Genomic DNA, 15,942 nt, shown 5'->3' on the forward strand with positions numbered 1-15,942 from the left:
CAGGAGTATCAGTCGCCCTCTAGACATGGATCAGGTGGCGCTGCGGTGCTCGGCGACGTGGGCCGCGAGCGTACGCAGCGACTGGAAGATCTGCTGGTTGCGCTCGTCGTCCGAGCGCAGCTGGAAACCGTAGCGGCGCGAGACTTCGAGCGCGACTTCGAGGATGTCGATGGAGTCGAGGCCCAGGCCTTCGCCGTACAGCGGGTCGGTGGGAACGATCTCTTCAGGCGCGACCTCGAGATTGAGCGCATTCACGAGCAACACGGCCAGCTCTTTTTCGATCGGCGACTGTTCGGATGCATCGCCAGTGGCGGGAATGGGGGGCTGAGCAGTCGATGACAAAAAAACCTCCTGAACTTTTTCCTGAACGACCGTGCGGGGTCGTGAATTATAGGAGTGGCTCTTGATTAGACTGCGCGCTTCGATACGACCCGGAGCGCCCCATGGCCGACCCCCTTCTGATCGCACGCCACGACACCATCGAGTGCACCCTCCTGCCCGGCCTTGCCAACCGCCATGGCCTGATCACCGGCGCCACCGGCACCGGCAAGACCGTCTCGCTCCAGACCATCGCCGAGCAGCTGTCGAACATCGGCGTGCCGGTGTTCATGGCCGACGTCAAGGGCGACCTGACCGGCATCAGCCAGAAAGGCGCCATCGGCGAGAAACTGGCCGCCACGCTCAAGGAACGCGGCATCGACGTGCCCGAGCCGGCCGCCTGCCCCGTCACGCTGTGGGACGTGTTCGGCGAACAGGGCCACCCGGTGCGCGCCACCGTCTCCGACATGGGCCCGCTGCTGCTGGGCCGCATGCTCGACGTGAACGAAACCCAGGCCGGCGTGCTGAACCTGGTGTTCAAGATCGCCGACGACAGCGGCATGCTGCTGCTCGACCTGAAAGATCTGCGCGCCATGCTGCAGTACGTGGGCGAGAACGCGAGCCAGTTCACCACCGAGTACGGCAACATCAGCGCTGCCAGCGTGGGCGCGATCCAGCGCGGCCTGCTGCAGATCGAGACCCAGGGTGGCGACAAGTTCTTCGGCGAGCCGATGCTCAATATCACCGACTTCATGCAGACGGTGGGCGGCAAGGGGGTGGTGAACATCCTGGCGGCCGACAAGCTCATGAACTCGCCGCGCCTGTACGCCACCTTCCTGCTGTGGATGCTGTCGGAGCTGTTCGAACAGCTGCCCGAAATCGGCGACCCCGAGAAGCCGAAGCTGGCCTTCTTCTTCGACGAGGCCCACCTGCTGTTCAACGAGGCACCCAAGGCGCTGGTGGAGCGCATCGAACTCGTGGTGCGGCTGGTGCGCTCCAAGGGCGTTGGCGTGTACTTTGTCACGCAAAACCCGTTGGATATTCCCGATTCGGTGCTGGCCCAACTCGGCAACCGGGTGCAGCACGCGCTGCGCGCCTTCACGCCACGCGACCAGAAGGCCGTGAAGGCCGCCGCCAGCACCATGCGCCAGAAACCCGGCCTCGACATCGAGACCGCCATCACCGAACTCGCCGTGGGCGAGGCGCTGGTGAGCTTCCTGGACGCCAAGGGCCGCCCCAGCATCACCGAGCGCGTGTACGTGCTACCGCCGGGCAGCCAGCTCGGCCCGATCACGCCCGACCAGCGCAAGGCGCTGATCGCAGGTTCGCTGGTGGCCGGCGTGTATGAAAAAGCGGTCGACCGCGAATCGGCCTACGAAAAGCTCAAGGGCCGCGCCGAGAGCGCGCCCAATGCGCCAGCCGCGGGCCCTAAGGGCGCGGCGGCAGCAGAAGAATCGTCCGGCATGGGCGGCATGCTCAACGACATGCTCTTCGGCAGCACCGGCCCGCGCGGTGGCAAGCGCGACGGTCTCGTGCAGACCATGGCGAAGTCGGCGGTACGCACCATGGGCACCTCGGTCGGCAAGGAAATCCTGCGCGGCGTGCTGGGCGGGATCTTCGGCAGCAAGAAGCGCTGAGGCGCGGCGACCAGACCGCCGCCGTTACCAGCGCAGCAGGCGCGGCCCCAGCACCGCGCCCAACAGCACCTGCACGGCGATCCCGCTCACGAACCAGACCGCGAGGAAAGGGGCCGCAAGCTCGGGGCAGCGCAGCGCATAGACCGACGCGCCGACGCCGCCCGCCAGCGCCCCTGCCGCAGCGCCCGCCCACGCGAGCCGCGTCGGGGCCAGCCCGCGCAACGCCAAGAAAGCGCCCACGAACACGGGCAGCGCGATCTGCGCGATGTTGAGCGCGCACAGGCGCCACGACTTGCCCATCAGCAAGGTCATGCGCTCGTCCTGCGGCGCCGAGAACCAGACCACCGCCGCGAGCACCCAGAGCCCCAGCACGGGCAGCACGCCAATCAGCCAAGCCCGCCGCACGGGCACGCCGGGCCGGGCCAGGCGCTGGAGAACCACGAAGGCGCCCGCAGCCACGCACAGCGGAAACAGCAGCTTCACCCAGAACATGGGCGAGGCCGCGGCTTTCAGCCCATGCATCTCCAGCCCGTACTTAGCAAACAGGACCATGAAGGACAGTGGCAGCGCCAAAGCCACGGCCAGTTGGAGGCGCTCGCGGGCGCCGCGGCGCCGCTCGACCGCTGCGTCGTTGGCCAGCAGGGCCACGAGGTCGTCGGTCTTCACCCGGCACCTCCGGCAAAACGGGCCGCCAGCGCCTTGAGGCCCCGGTGGATGCCGATCTTCACCGCCGACTCCGACATGCCCGTGAGGCTCGCCGTCTCGGCCACCGACAGGCCTTCGATCTTCACGTGCACGATGGGCAGGCGCTGACGTTCGGGCAAGGTCTGCAGCAGGCCGCCGAGGTCGCGCTTCGCGTCGCTGGCGTCGGTGGCCGACGCGGCGAACACGGCCCGGTCGTCGTCCAGCGGGTCATGCAGGTTCTCCCGGACCGACTTGGCGCGCAGCAGGTCGATCATCTTGTAGCGCGCAATCGCATGCACCCAGGCCGTCAGCGGCTGGTCGCTCTGGTAGGTATGGCGCTGGTTGTGCATGGCGAGCAGGCATTCCTGAACAAGGTCTTCCACTTCATCGGGCCAGCTGAAAAGACGCCTGCCCAGAAAAGCACGCAGGTGCGCGCTGAGTCGCTGCAGGAACTCCCGGTACGCCCCGGCGTCGCCGTCCAGACTCCGAAGGAAAAGGCCGCGCAGCGCTGCTTCCGCGTCGCCCGCGTCTGTCCTGCTTCCTGAATGGGTTCGTTCCATCGGGCCCGTTGGTTACAGCGTTTGTAAAAAAGATTGCAAGCAATTGTGCGCGCCCCGGCGGGCGCTCCGCTAAGCTGCGCCGATGCTGGCCGGACTCGTCTCGCACCCTTGGGCCTACCCGGCGCTGGAGGCGGCGCACGTCGTGGGCATTGCGCTGCTGTTCGGCGGCCTGCTGGTGTTCGAGCTGCGCGCCCTCGGCCTGGGCCGCGAGCTGCCGGCACCGCTGCTCGCGCGCCTGACGCTGCGGCCGGCGCTTGTTGGCTTCGTACTGTGCGCCGTCACCGGACTCACCATGTTCTCCGGCCAACCCGACGAACTGCTGGCCAACAACGCCTTCCGCATCAAGCTCGGCCTCATCGCGCTGGCCGGTGCCAATGCCGCGCTCTTTCATTTCCGAGGGGGCGTTGCAGCCACCGACCGTTTCGGCAAGGTGCAATGCCTTCTGTCCTTGGGGTTTTGGCTCGCTGTCATCATCTGCGGGCGCTGGATTGCCTATGTCTGAACAAGATGAGCAAGGAGAACGCGATGCTGCATCGACGCATGTTCATGGCCGGTTCGATCGGCCTCGCCCTGCCCGTCTGGGCCCACCACGGCTGGAGCAGCTTTGACCAGGAGCGACCGCTCTACGTGGAAGGTCGCGCCACCAAGGTGAGCTGGCGCAATCCGCACGGCGAGCTGGAGATCGAGCTGCCCGAGAACCTCGTGCTGCCGCCCGACCTGAAGCAGCGCGCGTTGCCCAGACAGAGCGCAACGGTCGACGGCGCCGCGCTCCTGACCAAGGCGCAGTTGCCGACGCGACGCGATCGCAAGTGGCAGGTCGAGCTGGCCCCGCTCACGCGACTGCAGGCCTGGGGTGTCGAGGAGATCAAACCCGGCACGCCGGTGGGCGTGCTCGGCTTCACCTTCACGGGCGAAAAAGGCGATGCGGTGCTGCGCGCCGAATACCTGTTCGTGCACGGCAAGACCTACGGCCTGCGCTCCTCGCCAGCCTGAACGGCGCGCGGCCAGACCCTGCGGCAGCCTCCCTTGCCAGCCGCACAAGTGATCGGTACATTGCATTTTTTGAGGGTTTGCAATGTCCGTAGATAGCACAGCGATTCCTTCCGCCCTGCCGACCTCGACTGGCGCCGCCGCGTCCACCAACCCTCCGCTCCACCCCTCGTCCTCGACCGGGCACATCCGGCTCACCTCGCATGCCGGCGGCTTCGGCGCGCTGCCCATCCACTGGGGCGCGACCACCGCCGCCGAGCGCGGCCCGGTGGTCGGCACCACGACCAAGCGTGCGCACCGCAACGTCATCGGCACGCACAGCGGCTCGTACAGCGTGTACCGCGCGCTCGCCGTCGCAGCCGGCGCCTTGAAGCGCGAACACAAGGCCGACCTCACCAACACCGCGCCGACCGACGTGATCGGCCCCTATCCGCAATGGAGCGAGCCTGGACGCATCGTCTCGCTCGACCCATGGGGCGCGCTCGTGGCCGACGTGTTCTCCGCCGAGCTTGCGGCCGGCTACGACATCCGCCCGACCATCGCGATCACCAAGGCCCATGTGATCCTGCCCGAGGTGATCGAGGCCCTGCAGAAGGGCCGCCTCAAGGCCGACGGCAAGTTCCTCACCGCCGGCGGCGCGGCCCTGGTCACCAAGGCTGCCATCGAACCCGTGTGGTACCTGCCCGAAGTGGCGCGCCGCTTCGGCTGCTCCGAGACTGACCTGCGCCGCGTGCTGTTCGAGGAAACCGGCGGCATGTACCCCGAACTCGTCACGCGCTCCGACCTCGAGGTGTTCCTGCCGCCCATCGGCGGGCAGACGCTCTACATCTTCGGCAACCCGCGCGACCTGGCCAATCCCGATGTGGAGCTCACCGCGCGCATCCACGACGAATGCAACGGCTCCGACGTGTTCGGCTCCGACATCTGCACCTGCCGCCCCTACCTCACGCACGCCATCGAGGAATGCATCCAGGGCGCGCAGCGCGGCGGCGTGGGCCTCATCGCCTACTCGCGCAAGGAAGGCCGCGCGTTGGGTGAAGTAACCAAGTTCCTCGTCTACAACGCCCGCAAACGGCAGGTCGGCGGCGACACGGCCGACCAGTACTTCGCGCGCACCGAATGCGTGGCCGGCGTGCAGGACATGCGCTTCCAGGAACTGATGCCCGACGTCTTCCACTGGCTTGGCATCCGCAAGATCCATCGCCTCGTGTCGATGAGCAACATGAAGTTCGACGCCATCACCGGCTCGGGCATCGAGATCGGCGAGCGCGTGAACATCCCGGACGAACTGATCCCGGCCGACGCCCGCGTCGAGATGGACGCCAAGATGGCCGCGGGCTATTTCACGCCCGGCCCGGTGCCGGACGCCGAGGAACTGAAGAAGGCCAAGGGCCGGGGATTGAGCGAATGAGCCGCAGCACCGACATCGACCTGCCCGCCGACGGTTCCGGCAGCCTGCGTCCCGGCGGCGCGGGCGCCGTGGATCCGTCGATCGAGTTTGCGCCGGACACCGGCCATCCGGCCGGCGCCGCCACCTTGCTGCGCACCACCACCGCCATCCGCCAGCGTGCCGGCGCCCTGCTGGCGCGCGCGCGCCGTGGCGAATCGCAGTGGTTCCGCATCGGCAGCGACGACGCGCTCGAAGACGCCGCGCGCACCGTGGCCGAGGTGACGCGCGAGCGCTATCCGTGGGACACCATCCCGTACCACAGCCGCTGGCGCCACTTCGAGGCGGGCGGCATCGACCGGCGACAGCAGCTCGACGCGCTGCTCGGCAAGGGCATCGACGCCCGCCAGCGCGCCCGCGCCCACATCGACCTCGTGCTCGTGAGCGTGCTGCTCGACGCCGGCGCCGGCCCCACGTGGCACTACACCGAATCGGCCACCGGCGAGCGCTTCACCCGCTCCGAAGGATTGGGCGTGGCGAGCTTTCATGCCTTCACCAGCGGGCTGTTCTCGTCCGACCCCGACCACCCGCTGCAGGTCGACGCGGCCGGCCTGCGCGGTCTCGTGACCGAGCGCCTGGGCGATGCGTTCCAGGTGAGCGAGGTCAATCCGCTGGTCGGCCTCGCGGGCCGCGCCACGCTGCTGCGCCGGCTCGGCGAGGCCATGAGCGAGCAGCCCGAGACCTTCGGCGACGACGGCCGCCCCGCCGGGATGTTCGACGCCCTCGTGGCCCCCTTCGGCGCCGCCACGCCGCCCACGGCCGAGATCACCGCGCACCAGATCCTGTCGCTTCTGCTGGAAACGCTCTCGCGCATCTGGCCTTCCGCCAATGCCATCGACAGCATCGCAGCCGACGGCAGCGACAGCGCGGGTGGCATCGGCACCGGCGACCCCTCCCTGGCACTGGGCGACTGCTGGCGCCACAGCGCCGTGCACGGCCCCGGCCTCACCAACGGCTGGATGCCGTTCCACAAGCTGTCGCAGTGGCTTACGTATTCGCTGCTCGAACCCTTCGAATGGGCCGGCGTGAAGGTGCGCCACCTCGACGCGCTCACTGCCCTGCCCGAATACCGCAACGGCGGCCTGCTGATCGACAGCGGCGTGATCGTGCCCCGGGACGCGGCATTTCTCTCGCGCAAATGGAAGGCCGGCGACGAGTTCATCGTCGAATGGCGTGCCCTCACCGTCGCGCTGCTCGACGAGATCGCGCCACGCGTGCGCAAGGTGCTCGACCGCACCGAGGAGGAGCTGCCCCTGGCCTGCGTGCTCGAAGGCGGCACCTGGGCCGCGGGTCGGGTGCTGGCACAGCGTTTGCGAGACGGCGCACCGCCCCTGCAGATCGAGAGCGACGGCACCGTCTTCTAGGCTTTCAGTCTTTTAGACTCTCCAGTTTTCCGCAACGGCACACCAAAAGAAGACTCCAATGAGCAACGTCCACCTCGTCGACCACCCCCTCGTCCAGCACAAGCTCACCCTGATGCGCCGCAAGGACGCCTCCACCAACAGCTTTCGCCGGCTCCTGAACGAAATCAGCATGCTGATGGCCTACGAGGTCACGCGCGACATGCCGATGCAGGACATCGAGGTCGAAACACCGCTCGAAACCATGCAGGCCAAGGTCATCGACGGCAAGAAGGTGGTGCTGGTGTCGATCCTGCGCGCCGGTACCGGCATCCTTGACGGCATGCTCACGGTGGTGCCGGGCGCGCGCGTCGGCCACATCGGCCTGTACCGCGACCCCAAGACGCTCACGGCCGTCGAGTACTACTTCAAGATGCCCGGCGAGATGGAGAACCGCGACGTGATCGTGGTCGACCCGATGCTGGCCACCGGCAACTCGGCCGTGGCCGCGGTGGAGCGGTTGAAAGAACTCAACCCCAAGTCGATCAAGTTCGTCTGCCTGCTGACCTGCCCCGAAGGCGTGAAGACCATGCAGACCGCACACCCCGACGTGCCGATCTACACCGCCGCCATCGACCGCGAGCTGGACAGCCACGGCTACATCCTGCCCGGCCTCGGCGACGCGGGCGACCGCATCTTCGGCACGAAATAGGCTCGCCCCCAGGCTTCGCGCACTTCGTGTCGCTTCTCCTTCCCCCTACCGGGAGCAACACCTGAGGCCCGGCAAAGCCGGTTCCTCGGTGTTTCTGGAAGGGGCCACTGCGGGGTGGGCGCTGCGGGCATGGGGATTGCAGGGTGGTTCTTTTATTCATCGAGGAGAAGACCGTGACAGCACGCCGTCAGTTGATCGTTCGTTCCATCGCCGTTGCCGCAGCCCTTGCGGCGGGCGCCCCGGGCCTTGCGCTCGCGCAGGCCAAGCTGAAGGTGGCGGCCGTGTACACGGTGCCGTTCGAGCAGCAATGGGTGGGCCGCATCCACAAGGCGCTGAAGGCGGCCGAGGCGCGGGGGGAAATCGAATACAAGGCGACCGAGAACGTGAGCAACGCCGACTACGAGCGCGTGATGCGCGAGTACGCCACGGGTGGCAATCAGCTGATCCTGGGTGAGGTGTTCGGCGTGGAAGCGGCGGCGCGCAAGGTCGCGAAGGACTTTCCCAAGGTCGCGTTCCTCATGGGCTCGTCGCTGAAGCCGCAGGCACCCAATTTCTCGGTGTTCGACAACTACATCCAGGAACCGGCGTACCTGAGCGGCATGGTCGCGGGCGGGATGACCAAGAGCAACCGCATCGGCATGGTCGGTGGCTTTCCGATCCCCGAGGTCAATCGCCTGATGAACGCCTTCATGGCAGGCGCGAAGGAAACCAATCCGAAGGTGGAGTTCAGCGTGAGCTTCATCAACAGCTGGTTCGATCCGCCCAAGGCCAAGGAAGCGGCCTTCGCGATGATCGACAAGGGCGCGGACATCATGTACGCCGAGCGCTTCGGCGTGTCGGATGCGGCCAAGGAAAAGGGCAAGCTCGCCATCGGCAACGTGATCGACACGCAGGCCCAGTACCCCGAGACCGTGGTCGCCTCGGCCCTGTGGAATTTCGAGCCCTCGGCCGACCGGGCGATCAAGCTCGTGAAGGAAGGCAAGTTCGCGGCCGAGGACTACGGCGTGTACTCGCACATGAAGCACAAGGGCTCCGAGCTGGCGCCGCTGGGCACCTTCGAGAAGAAGGTGCCGGCTGACATCGTCGCCAAGGTGAAGGCGAAGCAGGCCGACATTCTTGCCGGCAAGTTCACCGTGAAGGTGGACGACGCGCAACCCAAGTCCACCGCAAAGTGAGCAGGCCGATGACGACGATCCGCTGGCGCTCCCTCCTCGCAGCCGGCGTGCTGGCCGTGGGCCTTTCGGGTTGCGTCGGCGTCTACAAGGGCACCGGCGTCAGCATCAACAGCAGCACGCGCCTGGACGACACGCCGCGCATCGCCGTGATCTCGGCTTTCGAGCCCGAGCTGAAGCTGCTGCTGACGCGCCTGCAGGGCCCGACCAAGCACCGCGTGAACGGCGTGGAGTTCACCACCGGCACGCTGGAGGGCAAGCCGGTCGTGCTGTTCCTCTCGGGCATCAGCATGACGAACGCGACGATGAACACGCAGCTCGTGCTCAACCGCTTTCGGGTCACCAGCATCGTGTTCAGCGGCATCGCGGGTGGCGTGAACCCGTCGCTGCACGTGGGCGACGTGACGGTGCCGGCGCAGTGGGGGCAGTACCTCGAAGTGCTGATGGCGCGCGAGACCGCGCCGGGCAAGTACACCGCGCCGCCCTTCATCACCGACGCCACGCTGCCCAACTTCGGCATGAACTTCCCTCGCCCGGTCGAGGTGCGCTCGGCGGCCAAGCCGAACATCGAGCGCAAGTTCTGGTTCGAGGCCGATCCGAAGATGCTCGAAGTGGCGCGCAGCATCCGCAACGTCGAGCTGGCGAACTGCGGCGCGGGCAAGTGCCTGCCGCGCAAGCCGCAGCTGGTGGTCGGCGGCAACGGCGTGTCGGGCCAGGCGTTCATGGACAACAAGGCGTACCGCGAATACACCTTCAAGACCTTCCAGGCCAACGTGCTCGACATGGAAACCGCCGCCGTGGGCATGGTCGCCTACAGCAACGGCGTGCCCTACATCGCCTTCCGCTCGCTCAGCGATCTGGCGGGCGGCGGCGACGGCGAGAACGAGATGGGCACCTTCATGAGCATCGCGGCCGACAACTCGGCCAAGGTCATGCTGGCATTCCTGGCCGCCTGGAAGTGACGGTAGCGCCCGCGCGCCTGCCTCGTCTGGTCTTGCTGCCGGGCATGGACGGCACCGGCGATCTCTTCGCGCCATTGACGCAAGCCCTCGGGCCGCACGCCGCCATTGACGTCGTGCGCTACCCGGGCCGGCAGGCGCTGGGCTATGACGAACTCGAACCGCTGGTGCGCGCGCAACTGCCCACGCAGCAGCCCTTCGTGCTGCTTGGCGAATCGTTTTCCGGGCCACTGGCCATTTCCATCGCGGCCTCGCGCCCGCCGGGTCTTCAGGGCCTCATCCTGTGTTGCAGCTTTGCGCGCCGGCCCGCGCCCGGGCTCGCGCTGATGCGCGCAGGCCTGATCGACCTGTCGATGCGCCTGCTGCATTCGAAACTCATGCGCGCACCAATGCAGCATCTGCTGCTGGGCGGCTCAGCGACGCCGCACCTGTCGGACATGCTGCAGGCGTCGCTGAAGCAGGTGTCGGTCGCCGTCATGACCCGTCGCATGAAGGAAGTGCAACGTGTGGACGTGCGCGACAAGCTGCCGCTGGTCCGTGTGCCGGCGATGTACCTGCAGGCGCTGCAGGACCGCGTGGTGCCGCGCCGCGCGGCGGCGGCCATCCAGCGCGGGTTGTCGGCCTTGCACCTGGTGCAGTTGGACGGCCCCCACGGCCTGCTGCAGGCCTCGCCCGCCGCATCGGCCCGGGCCATCGAAAATTTCTGCCGCGACCTGCCGTCGCCCTCCGTTTCCCCATGAATTCCACCGTGCTTCGCCTCCAGGGCATCACCAAGCGCTTCGGCCCGCTCGTGGCCAACGACGCCATCTCCCTCGACCTGCAGGCCGGCGAAGTGCTCGCGCTGCTCGGCGAGAACGGCGCGGGCAAGTCGACGCTGATGTCGATCCTGTTCGGCCACTACGTTGCCGACGAAGGCAGCATCGAAGTGTTCGGCGCGCCGCTGCCGCCCGGCAACCCCAAGGCCGCGCTCGCCGCGGGCGTGGGCATGGTGCACCAGCACTTCACGCTGGCCGACAACCTCACCGTGCTCGACAACGTGATGATGGGCACCGAGCCGCTGTGGCGCCTTCGCTCGCGCCGTGCGACCGCCCGTGCGCGGCTGCTCGAGGTCGCCCAGCGTTTCGGCCTGCCGGTGCAGCCCGACGCGACGATCGGCAGCCTCTCGGTCGGTGAACGCCAGCGCGTGGAGATCCTCAAGGCGCTGTACCGCGGCGCGCGCATCCTGATCCTCGACGAACCGACGGCGGTGCTCACACCCCAGGAGAGCGAGGCGCTGTTCGCCACGCTCGCGCAGATGGTGGTGCAGGGCCTCTCGGTGATCTTCATCAGCCACAAGCTCGGCGAGGTGCTGCGGGTGTCTCAGCGCATCGCGGTGCTGCGCGGCGGCAAGCTGGTGGCGCAGGCGCGCACGGCCGACACCACGCAGGCGCAGCTCGCGCTGTGGATGGTGGGCCATGCGGTCGAGGCGCCGCAGCGGCGGCCCGCGAAATCGGTGGGCGACGCGGTCTGCGTGCTCGATCACGTGAGCACCGCATCGGCGAAAGACGGCGGGCAGGACCGCCTGCGCGAGGTGTCGCTCACGCTGCGCGCGGGCGAGATCACTGCCATCGCAGGCGTCTCCGGCAACGGCCAGGTCGCGCTGGCCGAGCTGCTCAGCGGCACGCGCCGCGCCGTCTCCGGCACCGCGCAATTCATGGGCCGCGCGCTGCCGCCATCGCCCGCCCGGCTGGTGCAACGGGGCGTGGCGCGCATTCCCGAAGACCGGCATGCGGTCGGCGTGGTCGGCGATCTGCCGGTGTGGGAGAACGCCGTGTCCGAGCGGCTGCGCAGCCCGGTGTTCTCGCGCTGGTCGTTCATCGTCCGGCGCGCCGCCGCGCGCTTGCATGCCCGGCGCATCGAAAGAGCCTTCGACGTGCGCGGCGCCGGCCTCATGGCGCCGGCCCGTTCGCTCTCGGGCGGGAACATGCAGAAACTGATCCTGGGGCGGGCGCTGTTGGCGCCCGAGCAAGTGGAACAAGACATCGACAACAAGAAGTACCCGAACCGCGCACCGCGCCTGATCGTCGCGCACCAGCCGACCTGGGGCCTGGACATCGGCGCGGTCGCCTATGTGCAGCAGCAACTCATCGCCGCGCGCGATGCCGGCGCGGCCGTGCTGGTGATCTCCGACGACCTCGACGAAGTGCTTGCGCTCGGCGACCGCGTGGCCGTGATGCACGGCGGCCACCTCGGCGAAGCGCGCCCGGCCGCGGCCTGGACACGCGAAGCCATCGGCCTGGCGATGGCCGGCGCCACGACGCCGCAACGCCCGGGAGCCGCCGCATGATGCGCCTCGAACGACGCCACCAGAGTTCGCGCGCCGCGCTGGTGCTGGCGCCCATCGGTGCGATCGTGTTCACGCTGGCGGTGAGCGCCCTGCTCGTGCGCTGGGCCGGTGCACCGGTCGGGCGCACCTACGCGCTGCTGCTGCAGGGCGGCTTCGGCTCGGTGTTCGCCTGGAGCGAGACGCTGACACGGGCGATCCCGCTGATCCTCACCGGGCTGGCCGCCACGGTCGCGTTCAAGGCGCGCCTGTTCAATATCGGCGCCGAGGGGCAGCTCTTCGCGGGCGCGCTCGCCGCCGTGGCCGTGGGCGGCATGCACGGCGGCACGGGCTTCGAACTGTCGCCGTGGGTGCTGTTTCCGCTGATGATGCTGGCCGCCGCCGTGGCCGGTGCCCTGCTGCTGCTGGGCCCGGCGCTCATGAAGAACAAGCTGGGCGTCGACGAGGTAGTGACCACGCTGCTCATCAACTTCATCGTGCTGCTGGGCGTGTCGGCACTGCTCGACGGGCCCATGAAAGACCCGAGCGCGATGGGCTGGCCGCAGAGCGTGTCGCTGCAGTCCGACCTCGAGCTGGGCAAGCTCATCGCGCAGACGCGCGTGCACACCGGGCTGCTGTGGGCCGTGTCGCTCGCGGTGAGCGTGTGGGCGATCTTCAAGTACACGGTGCTGGGTTTCGACATCCGCGCGGTGGGCGCCAATGCGCGCGCCGCCGCCTTCGCGGGCGTGCCGGTCACGCGCACCGTGGTGATGGTGGCGCTGCTCTCGGGCGCGCTGGCCGGGCTGGCCGGCGCCATCGAGGTGGCGGGCCGCACCAGCTACGTCACGCTCGACATGTCGCCGGGCTATGGCTACACCGGCATCGTGATCGCGATGCTCGCCGGCCTGCACCCGCTGGGCGTGATCGCCGCCGGCGTGTTCGTGGCCGGCGTGCTGGTCGGCGCGGACACCATGAGCCGCGCCGTGGGCGTGCCGACCTACATCGCGGACGTGATCGTCGCGGCCTCGCTGATCGCGGTGCTGGTGGCGACGCTGCTGACGCAATACCGGGTACGGGTGACGAAATGACCGACTTGCTCGACATCCTCACCAACCCCGCCTTCTGGGTCGCAGTGCTGCGCATCGCCACGCCGCTCATCCTCGGCACGTTGGGCGTGCTGCTGTGCGAGCGCGCGGGTGTGCTCAACCTCGGCATCGAGGGGATCATGGTCGCGGGCGCCTTCACGGGCTGGCTCGCGGTGTACGCCGGCGCGCCGCTGTGGGCCGGCGTCGGCGTGGCCGCGCTCACGGGCATGGTGTTCGGCCTGCTGCATGCCTTCCTGACCGTCGGGCTCGCACTGTCGCAGCACGTCTCGGGGCTGGGTATCACGCTGCTGGCCACGGCGCTGAGCTACTTCGGCTACCGCGTGAGCTTTCCCAAGGTGAACACGCCGCCGACCATCACGCCCTTCGCACCGATGGACTGGCTGCCCGTGCCCATCCTCAACGCGCAGACCGCGCTCACCTTGTTCGCGCTGCTGCTGGTGCCGGCCGTGGCCTGGGTGCTGTACCGCACGCCGCTGGGCCTGGCGCTACGCATGGTCGGCGAGAACCCGCAGGCGGCCGAGAGCCAGGGCGTGTCGGTGGCGGCCACGCGCACCGGGGCCATCGTGGCGGGCTCGGCGCTGATGGGCGTGGCCGGCGCCTTCCTCACGCTGTCGGCCTTCAACGCCTTCTTCTTCAACATGGTGAACGGCCGTGGCTGGATCTGCGTGGCGCTGGTGGTGTTCGCGTCGTGGCGGCCGGGCAAGGCCCTGCTCGGCGCGCTGCTGTTCGCGTTCTTCGACGCGCTGCAGCTGCGGCTGCAACAATCGGGCGACGCCGTGCTGCCTTACCAGCTGTACCTGATGCTGCCCTACCTGCTGTCGATCCTGGCGCTGGTGCTGGTGGCGCGCAAGGCCAGCTATCCGCAGGCACTGATGAAACCCTACCGCAAGGGAGAACGCTGACATGCCGATGACCCTGCCCCTCCGGCTCCGTCACCTGCTCGCCGCCCTGGCGTTCGCGCTGACAGGCAGCGGCGCCGCCGCACTCGGCACCGACCTCGGCCCCGAGCGCTTCGCGACGCACGACGCCGTCACCTGGGTGCAGACCTGCGGCACCTGGGGCACCAACCACCAGGGCACCTATCGCGTGGTGCATGCCGAAGCCTTCGCGCAATCCTTCCTCTATGTGCAATGGATGGCGCGCGGCGAAGCCGACCGCAGCTACAGCCTGTACGCCGTGCACACGACCGCCATCGCCGAACTCGACAACGACCACGCGGAGATTTCGCTCAGCGAGCTCACCTGCCGCGCCACGCCGCGCGGCATCGTGGTGACGGCCAAGGCCGATTCGGGCCACGACGACAAGCTGCGCCGCGTGACCATCGAGGTCGGGCCGGCGCCTGGACAGTACCGCTTCCGCGCGCAACGCACGCGCTGAGCACCTCGAAGAAGACACCCCACCGATGCTCGACCTCCTCATCACCAACGCCACCCTCCCCGACGGCCGCACCGGCATGTCGGTCGCCGTGCAGGACGGGCGCATCGCGGAAGTGACGCCCGGCCTTGCCGCGCCCGCCCACGAGACGCTCGACGCGCAGGGCCTGCTGCTCTCGCCGCATTTCGTCGATCCGCACTTCCACATGGACGCCACGTTGAGCTACGGCCAGCCGCGCGTCAACCAGAGCGGCACGCTGCTCGAAGGCATCGCGCTGTGGGGCGAGCTCAAGCCGCTGCTCACGGCCGACGCGCTCATCGAACGCGCACTCGCCTACTGCGACTGGGCCGTGGCCAAGGGCCTGCTGGCGATCCGTTCGCATGTGGACACCAGCGACCCGAGCCTGCTCGCGGTCGATGCGCTGCTCGAGGTCAAGCGCCAGGTGGCACCGTACATCGACCTGCAGCTGGTCGCGTTTCCACAGGACGGCGTGCTGCGCTCGCCGGGCGGCATCGACAACCTCACGCGCGCGCTCGACAAGGGCGTGGACGTGGTCGGCGGCATTCCGCACTTCGAGCGCACCATGGCTGACGGCGCCGCCAGCGTGAAGCTGCTGTGCGAGTTGGCCGCCGAGCGCGGCAAGCTGGTCGACATGCACTGCGACGAGTCGGACGACCCGCTCTCGCGCCACATCGAGACGCTGGCCGCCGAGGCCCTGCGCCTGGGCCTGCAGGGCCGCGTGACCGGCTCGCACTGCACCTCGATGCACTCGATGGACAACTACTACGTGAGCAAGCTGCTGCCACTCATCGCCGAGAGCGGCGTGAGCGTGGTGTCGAACCCGCTCATCAACATCACGCTGCAGGGCCGCCACGACAGCTACCCCAAGCGCCGCGGCATGACGCGCGTGCCCGAGCTGCTGGCCGCTGGCGTCAACGTCGCCTTCGGCCACGACTGCGTGATGGACCCGTGGTACGGCATGGGCTCGGGCGACATGCTCGAAGTCGCGCACATGGGCCTGCACGTGGCGCAGATGACCGGCCAGGCCGGCATCCACCAGTGCTTCGAGGCCGTGACCACCCGCGCGGCGCGCGTGATGCACCTGGACGGCTACGGACTGGAGGCCGGTTGCGACGCCAGCTTCGTGCTGCTGCAGGCGCGCGACCCGGTCGAGGCGATCCGCCTGCGCGCGACGCGGCTCAAGGTGTTCCGCAAGGGCCGCCTGCTGGCCGAGACACCGGCAGCCACCGCCGCACTGCACCTGCCCGGGCGCGGCGATCGCACGCACTGGATGCTCGGCGAACGCTGATCCACCGGCGGCTGGACAGGCGCCGCGCCTGC

At 68.6% G+C, this 15,942-nt stretch carries 17 protein-coding genes; 14 read left to right on the plus strand and 3 right to left on the minus strand.

All coding sequences use genetic code 11. From position 1 onward, the window contains the following. Positions 1 to 30 precede the first annotated feature (30 nt). On the minus strand, positions 31 to 342 hold the full coding sequence (locus D3H34_RS02620; RefSeq protein WP_056580697.1) for a phosphopantetheine-binding protein: 312 nt from the start codon (positions 340 to 342) through the stop codon (positions 31 to 33). 101 nt (positions 343 to 443) lie between these two features. Here D3H34_RS02620 and D3H34_RS02625 point away from each other — a divergent pair, with 101 nt between their 5' ends. Next, positions 444 to 1,955, plus strand: a complete 1,512-nt coding sequence (locus D3H34_RS02625; protein ID WP_119551869.1) for a helicase HerA-like C-terminal domain-containing protein — start codon at positions 444 to 446, stop codon at positions 1,953 to 1,955. Positions 1,956 to 1,979: 24 nt separating this feature from the next. Here D3H34_RS02625 and D3H34_RS02630 read toward each other — a convergent pair whose 3' ends face one another. Continuing rightward, positions 1,980 to 2,621, minus strand: a complete 642-nt coding sequence (locus D3H34_RS02630; protein ID WP_119551870.1) for an NrsF family protein — start codon at positions 2,619 to 2,621, stop codon at positions 1,980 to 1,982. Next, complete coding sequence (locus tag D3H34_RS02635) at positions 2,618 to 3,199, minus strand: sigma-70 family RNA polymerase sigma factor (RefSeq protein ID WP_119551871.1); 582 nt, start codon at positions 3,197 to 3,199, stop codon at positions 2,618 to 2,620. The genes D3H34_RS02630 and D3H34_RS02635 overlap by 4 nt, the downstream gene beginning before the upstream one ends. Positions 3,200 to 3,281: 82 nt before the next feature. Here D3H34_RS02635 and D3H34_RS02640 point away from each other — a divergent pair, with 82 nt between their 5' ends. From D3H34_RS02640 to D3H34_RS02700, 13 genes are all read left to right on the plus strand, one after another. Beyond that, positions 3,282 to 3,701, plus strand: a complete 420-nt coding sequence (locus D3H34_RS02640) for a hypothetical protein (protein WP_119551872.1) — start codon at positions 3,282 to 3,284, stop codon at positions 3,699 to 3,701. A gap of 23 nt (positions 3,702 to 3,724) precedes the next feature. Continuing rightward, positions 3,725 to 4,192: a DUF6152 family protein gene (locus D3H34_RS02645; protein ID WP_119551873.1), complete on the plus strand. Its 468-nt coding sequence runs from the start codon at positions 3,725 to 3,727 to the stop codon at positions 4,190 to 4,192. Between the two features lie 82 nt (positions 4,193 to 4,274). After that, positions 4,275 to 5,600, plus strand: a complete 1,326-nt coding sequence (locus D3H34_RS02650) for a GTP cyclohydrolase II (RefSeq protein WP_205736653.1) — start codon at positions 4,275 to 4,277, stop codon at positions 5,598 to 5,600. After that, positions 5,597 to 7,000: a URC4/urg3 family protein gene (locus D3H34_RS02655; RefSeq protein ID WP_119551874.1), complete on the plus strand. Its 1,404-nt coding sequence runs from the start codon at positions 5,597 to 5,599 to the stop codon at positions 6,998 to 7,000. Before D3H34_RS02650 ends, D3H34_RS02655 begins: the two co-directional genes overlap by 4 nt. Positions 7,001 to 7,058: 58 nt before the next feature. Next, on the plus strand, positions 7,059 to 7,688 hold the full coding sequence (gene upp / locus D3H34_RS02660; protein ID WP_062477764.1) for a uracil phosphoribosyltransferase: 630 nt from the start codon (positions 7,059 to 7,061) through the stop codon (positions 7,686 to 7,688). A 173-nt stretch (positions 7,689 to 7,861) separates the two neighbouring features. Continuing rightward, on the plus strand, positions 7,862 to 8,863 hold the full coding sequence (locus tag D3H34_RS02665) for a BMP family protein (RefSeq protein ID WP_119551875.1): 1,002 nt from the start codon (positions 7,862 to 7,864) through the stop codon (positions 8,861 to 8,863). A gap of 8 nt (positions 8,864 to 8,871) precedes the next feature. Further along, positions 8,872 to 9,822 carry a 5'-methylthioadenosine/S-adenosylhomocysteine nucleosidase gene (locus D3H34_RS02670; RefSeq protein WP_119551876.1) on the plus strand — a complete coding sequence of 317 codons (951 nt, stop codon included), beginning with the start codon at positions 8,872 to 8,874 and terminating at the stop codon, positions 9,820 to 9,822. Continuing rightward, entirely contained in the window at positions 9,819 to 10,559 is a 741-nt protein-coding gene (locus D3H34_RS02675) for an alpha/beta fold hydrolase (protein ID WP_119551877.1), read from the plus strand. Before D3H34_RS02670 ends, D3H34_RS02675 begins: the two co-directional genes overlap by 4 nt. Beyond that, positions 10,556 to 12,145 carry an ABC transporter ATP-binding protein gene (locus tag D3H34_RS02680; RefSeq protein ID WP_119551878.1) on the plus strand — a complete coding sequence of 530 codons (1,590 nt, stop codon included), beginning with the start codon at positions 10,556 to 10,558 and terminating at the stop codon, positions 12,143 to 12,145. The genes D3H34_RS02675 and D3H34_RS02680 overlap by 4 nt, the downstream gene beginning before the upstream one ends. Further along, positions 12,145 to 13,209 (plus strand): ABC transporter permease, encoded by a 1,065-nt coding sequence (locus D3H34_RS02685; RefSeq protein ID WP_205736661.1) that lies wholly within the window; start codon positions 12,145 to 12,147, stop codon positions 13,207 to 13,209. Before D3H34_RS02680 ends, D3H34_RS02685 begins: the two co-directional genes overlap by 1 nt. Continuing rightward, positions 13,206 to 14,129: an ABC transporter permease gene (locus tag D3H34_RS02690; RefSeq protein WP_119551880.1), complete on the plus strand. Its 924-nt coding sequence runs from the start codon at positions 13,206 to 13,208 to the stop codon at positions 14,127 to 14,129. Before D3H34_RS02685 ends, D3H34_RS02690 begins: the two co-directional genes overlap by 4 nt. Positions 14,130 to 14,136: 7 nt before the next feature. Then, complete coding sequence (locus tag D3H34_RS02695; protein ID WP_119551942.1) at positions 14,137 to 14,604, plus strand: hypothetical protein; 468 nt, start codon at positions 14,137 to 14,139, stop codon at positions 14,602 to 14,604. Positions 14,605 to 14,629: 25 nt separating this feature from the next. Continuing rightward, a complete protein-coding gene (locus tag D3H34_RS02700; RefSeq protein WP_119551881.1) occupies positions 14,630 to 15,910 on the plus strand; it encodes an amidohydrolase family protein in 1,281 nt (426 codons plus the stop codon). The last annotated feature ends 32 nt before the right edge of the window (positions 15,911 to 15,942 follow it).

This window comes from Acidovorax cavernicola, from assembly GCF_003581445.1.

Excerpts from the sequence above, each read along its gene's own strand:
- D3H34_RS02695 (WP_119551942.1), top strand. The coding sequence starts at position 14,137 with ATGACCCTGCCCCTCCGGCTCCGTCACCTGCTCGCCGCCCTGGCGTTC.
- D3H34_RS02655 (WP_119551874.1), top strand. The coding sequence starts at position 5,597 with ATGAGCCGCAGCACCGACATCGACCTGCCCGCCGACGGTTCCGGCAGC.
- D3H34_RS02635 (WP_119551871.1), bottom strand. The coding sequence starts at position 3,199 with ATGGAACGAACCCATTCAGGAAGCAGGACAGACGCGGGCGACGCGGAA.
- D3H34_RS02650 (WP_205736653.1), top strand. The coding sequence starts at position 4,275 with ATGTCCGTAGATAGCACAGCGATTCCTTCCGCCCTGCCGACCTCGACT.
- D3H34_RS02625 (WP_119551869.1), top strand. The coding sequence starts at position 444 with ATGGCCGACCCCCTTCTGATCGCACGCCACGACACCATCGAGTGCACC.
- D3H34_RS02640 (WP_119551872.1), top strand. The coding sequence starts at position 3,282 with ATGCTGGCCGGACTCGTCTCGCACCCTTGGGCCTACCCGGCGCTGGAG.
- upp (WP_062477764.1), top strand. The coding sequence starts at position 7,059 with ATGAGCAACGTCCACCTCGTCGACCACCCCCTCGTCCAGCACAAGCTC.
- D3H34_RS02700 (WP_119551881.1), top strand. The coding sequence starts at position 14,630 with ATGCTCGACCTCCTCATCACCAACGCCACCCTCCCCGACGGCCGCACC.
- D3H34_RS02670 (WP_119551876.1), top strand. The coding sequence starts at position 8,872 with ATGACGACGATCCGCTGGCGCTCCCTCCTCGCAGCCGGCGTGCTGGCC.
- D3H34_RS02645 (WP_119551873.1), top strand. The coding sequence starts at position 3,725 with ATGCTGCATCGACGCATGTTCATGGCCGGTTCGATCGGCCTCGCCCTG.
- D3H34_RS02680 (WP_119551878.1), top strand. The coding sequence starts at position 10,556 with ATGAATTCCACCGTGCTTCGCCTCCAGGGCATCACCAAGCGCTTCGGC.
- D3H34_RS02690 (WP_119551880.1), top strand. The coding sequence starts at position 13,206 with ATGACCGACTTGCTCGACATCCTCACCAACCCCGCCTTCTGGGTCGCA.
- D3H34_RS02685 (WP_205736661.1), top strand. The coding sequence starts at position 12,145 with ATGCGCCTCGAACGACGCCACCAGAGTTCGCGCGCCGCGCTGGTGCTG.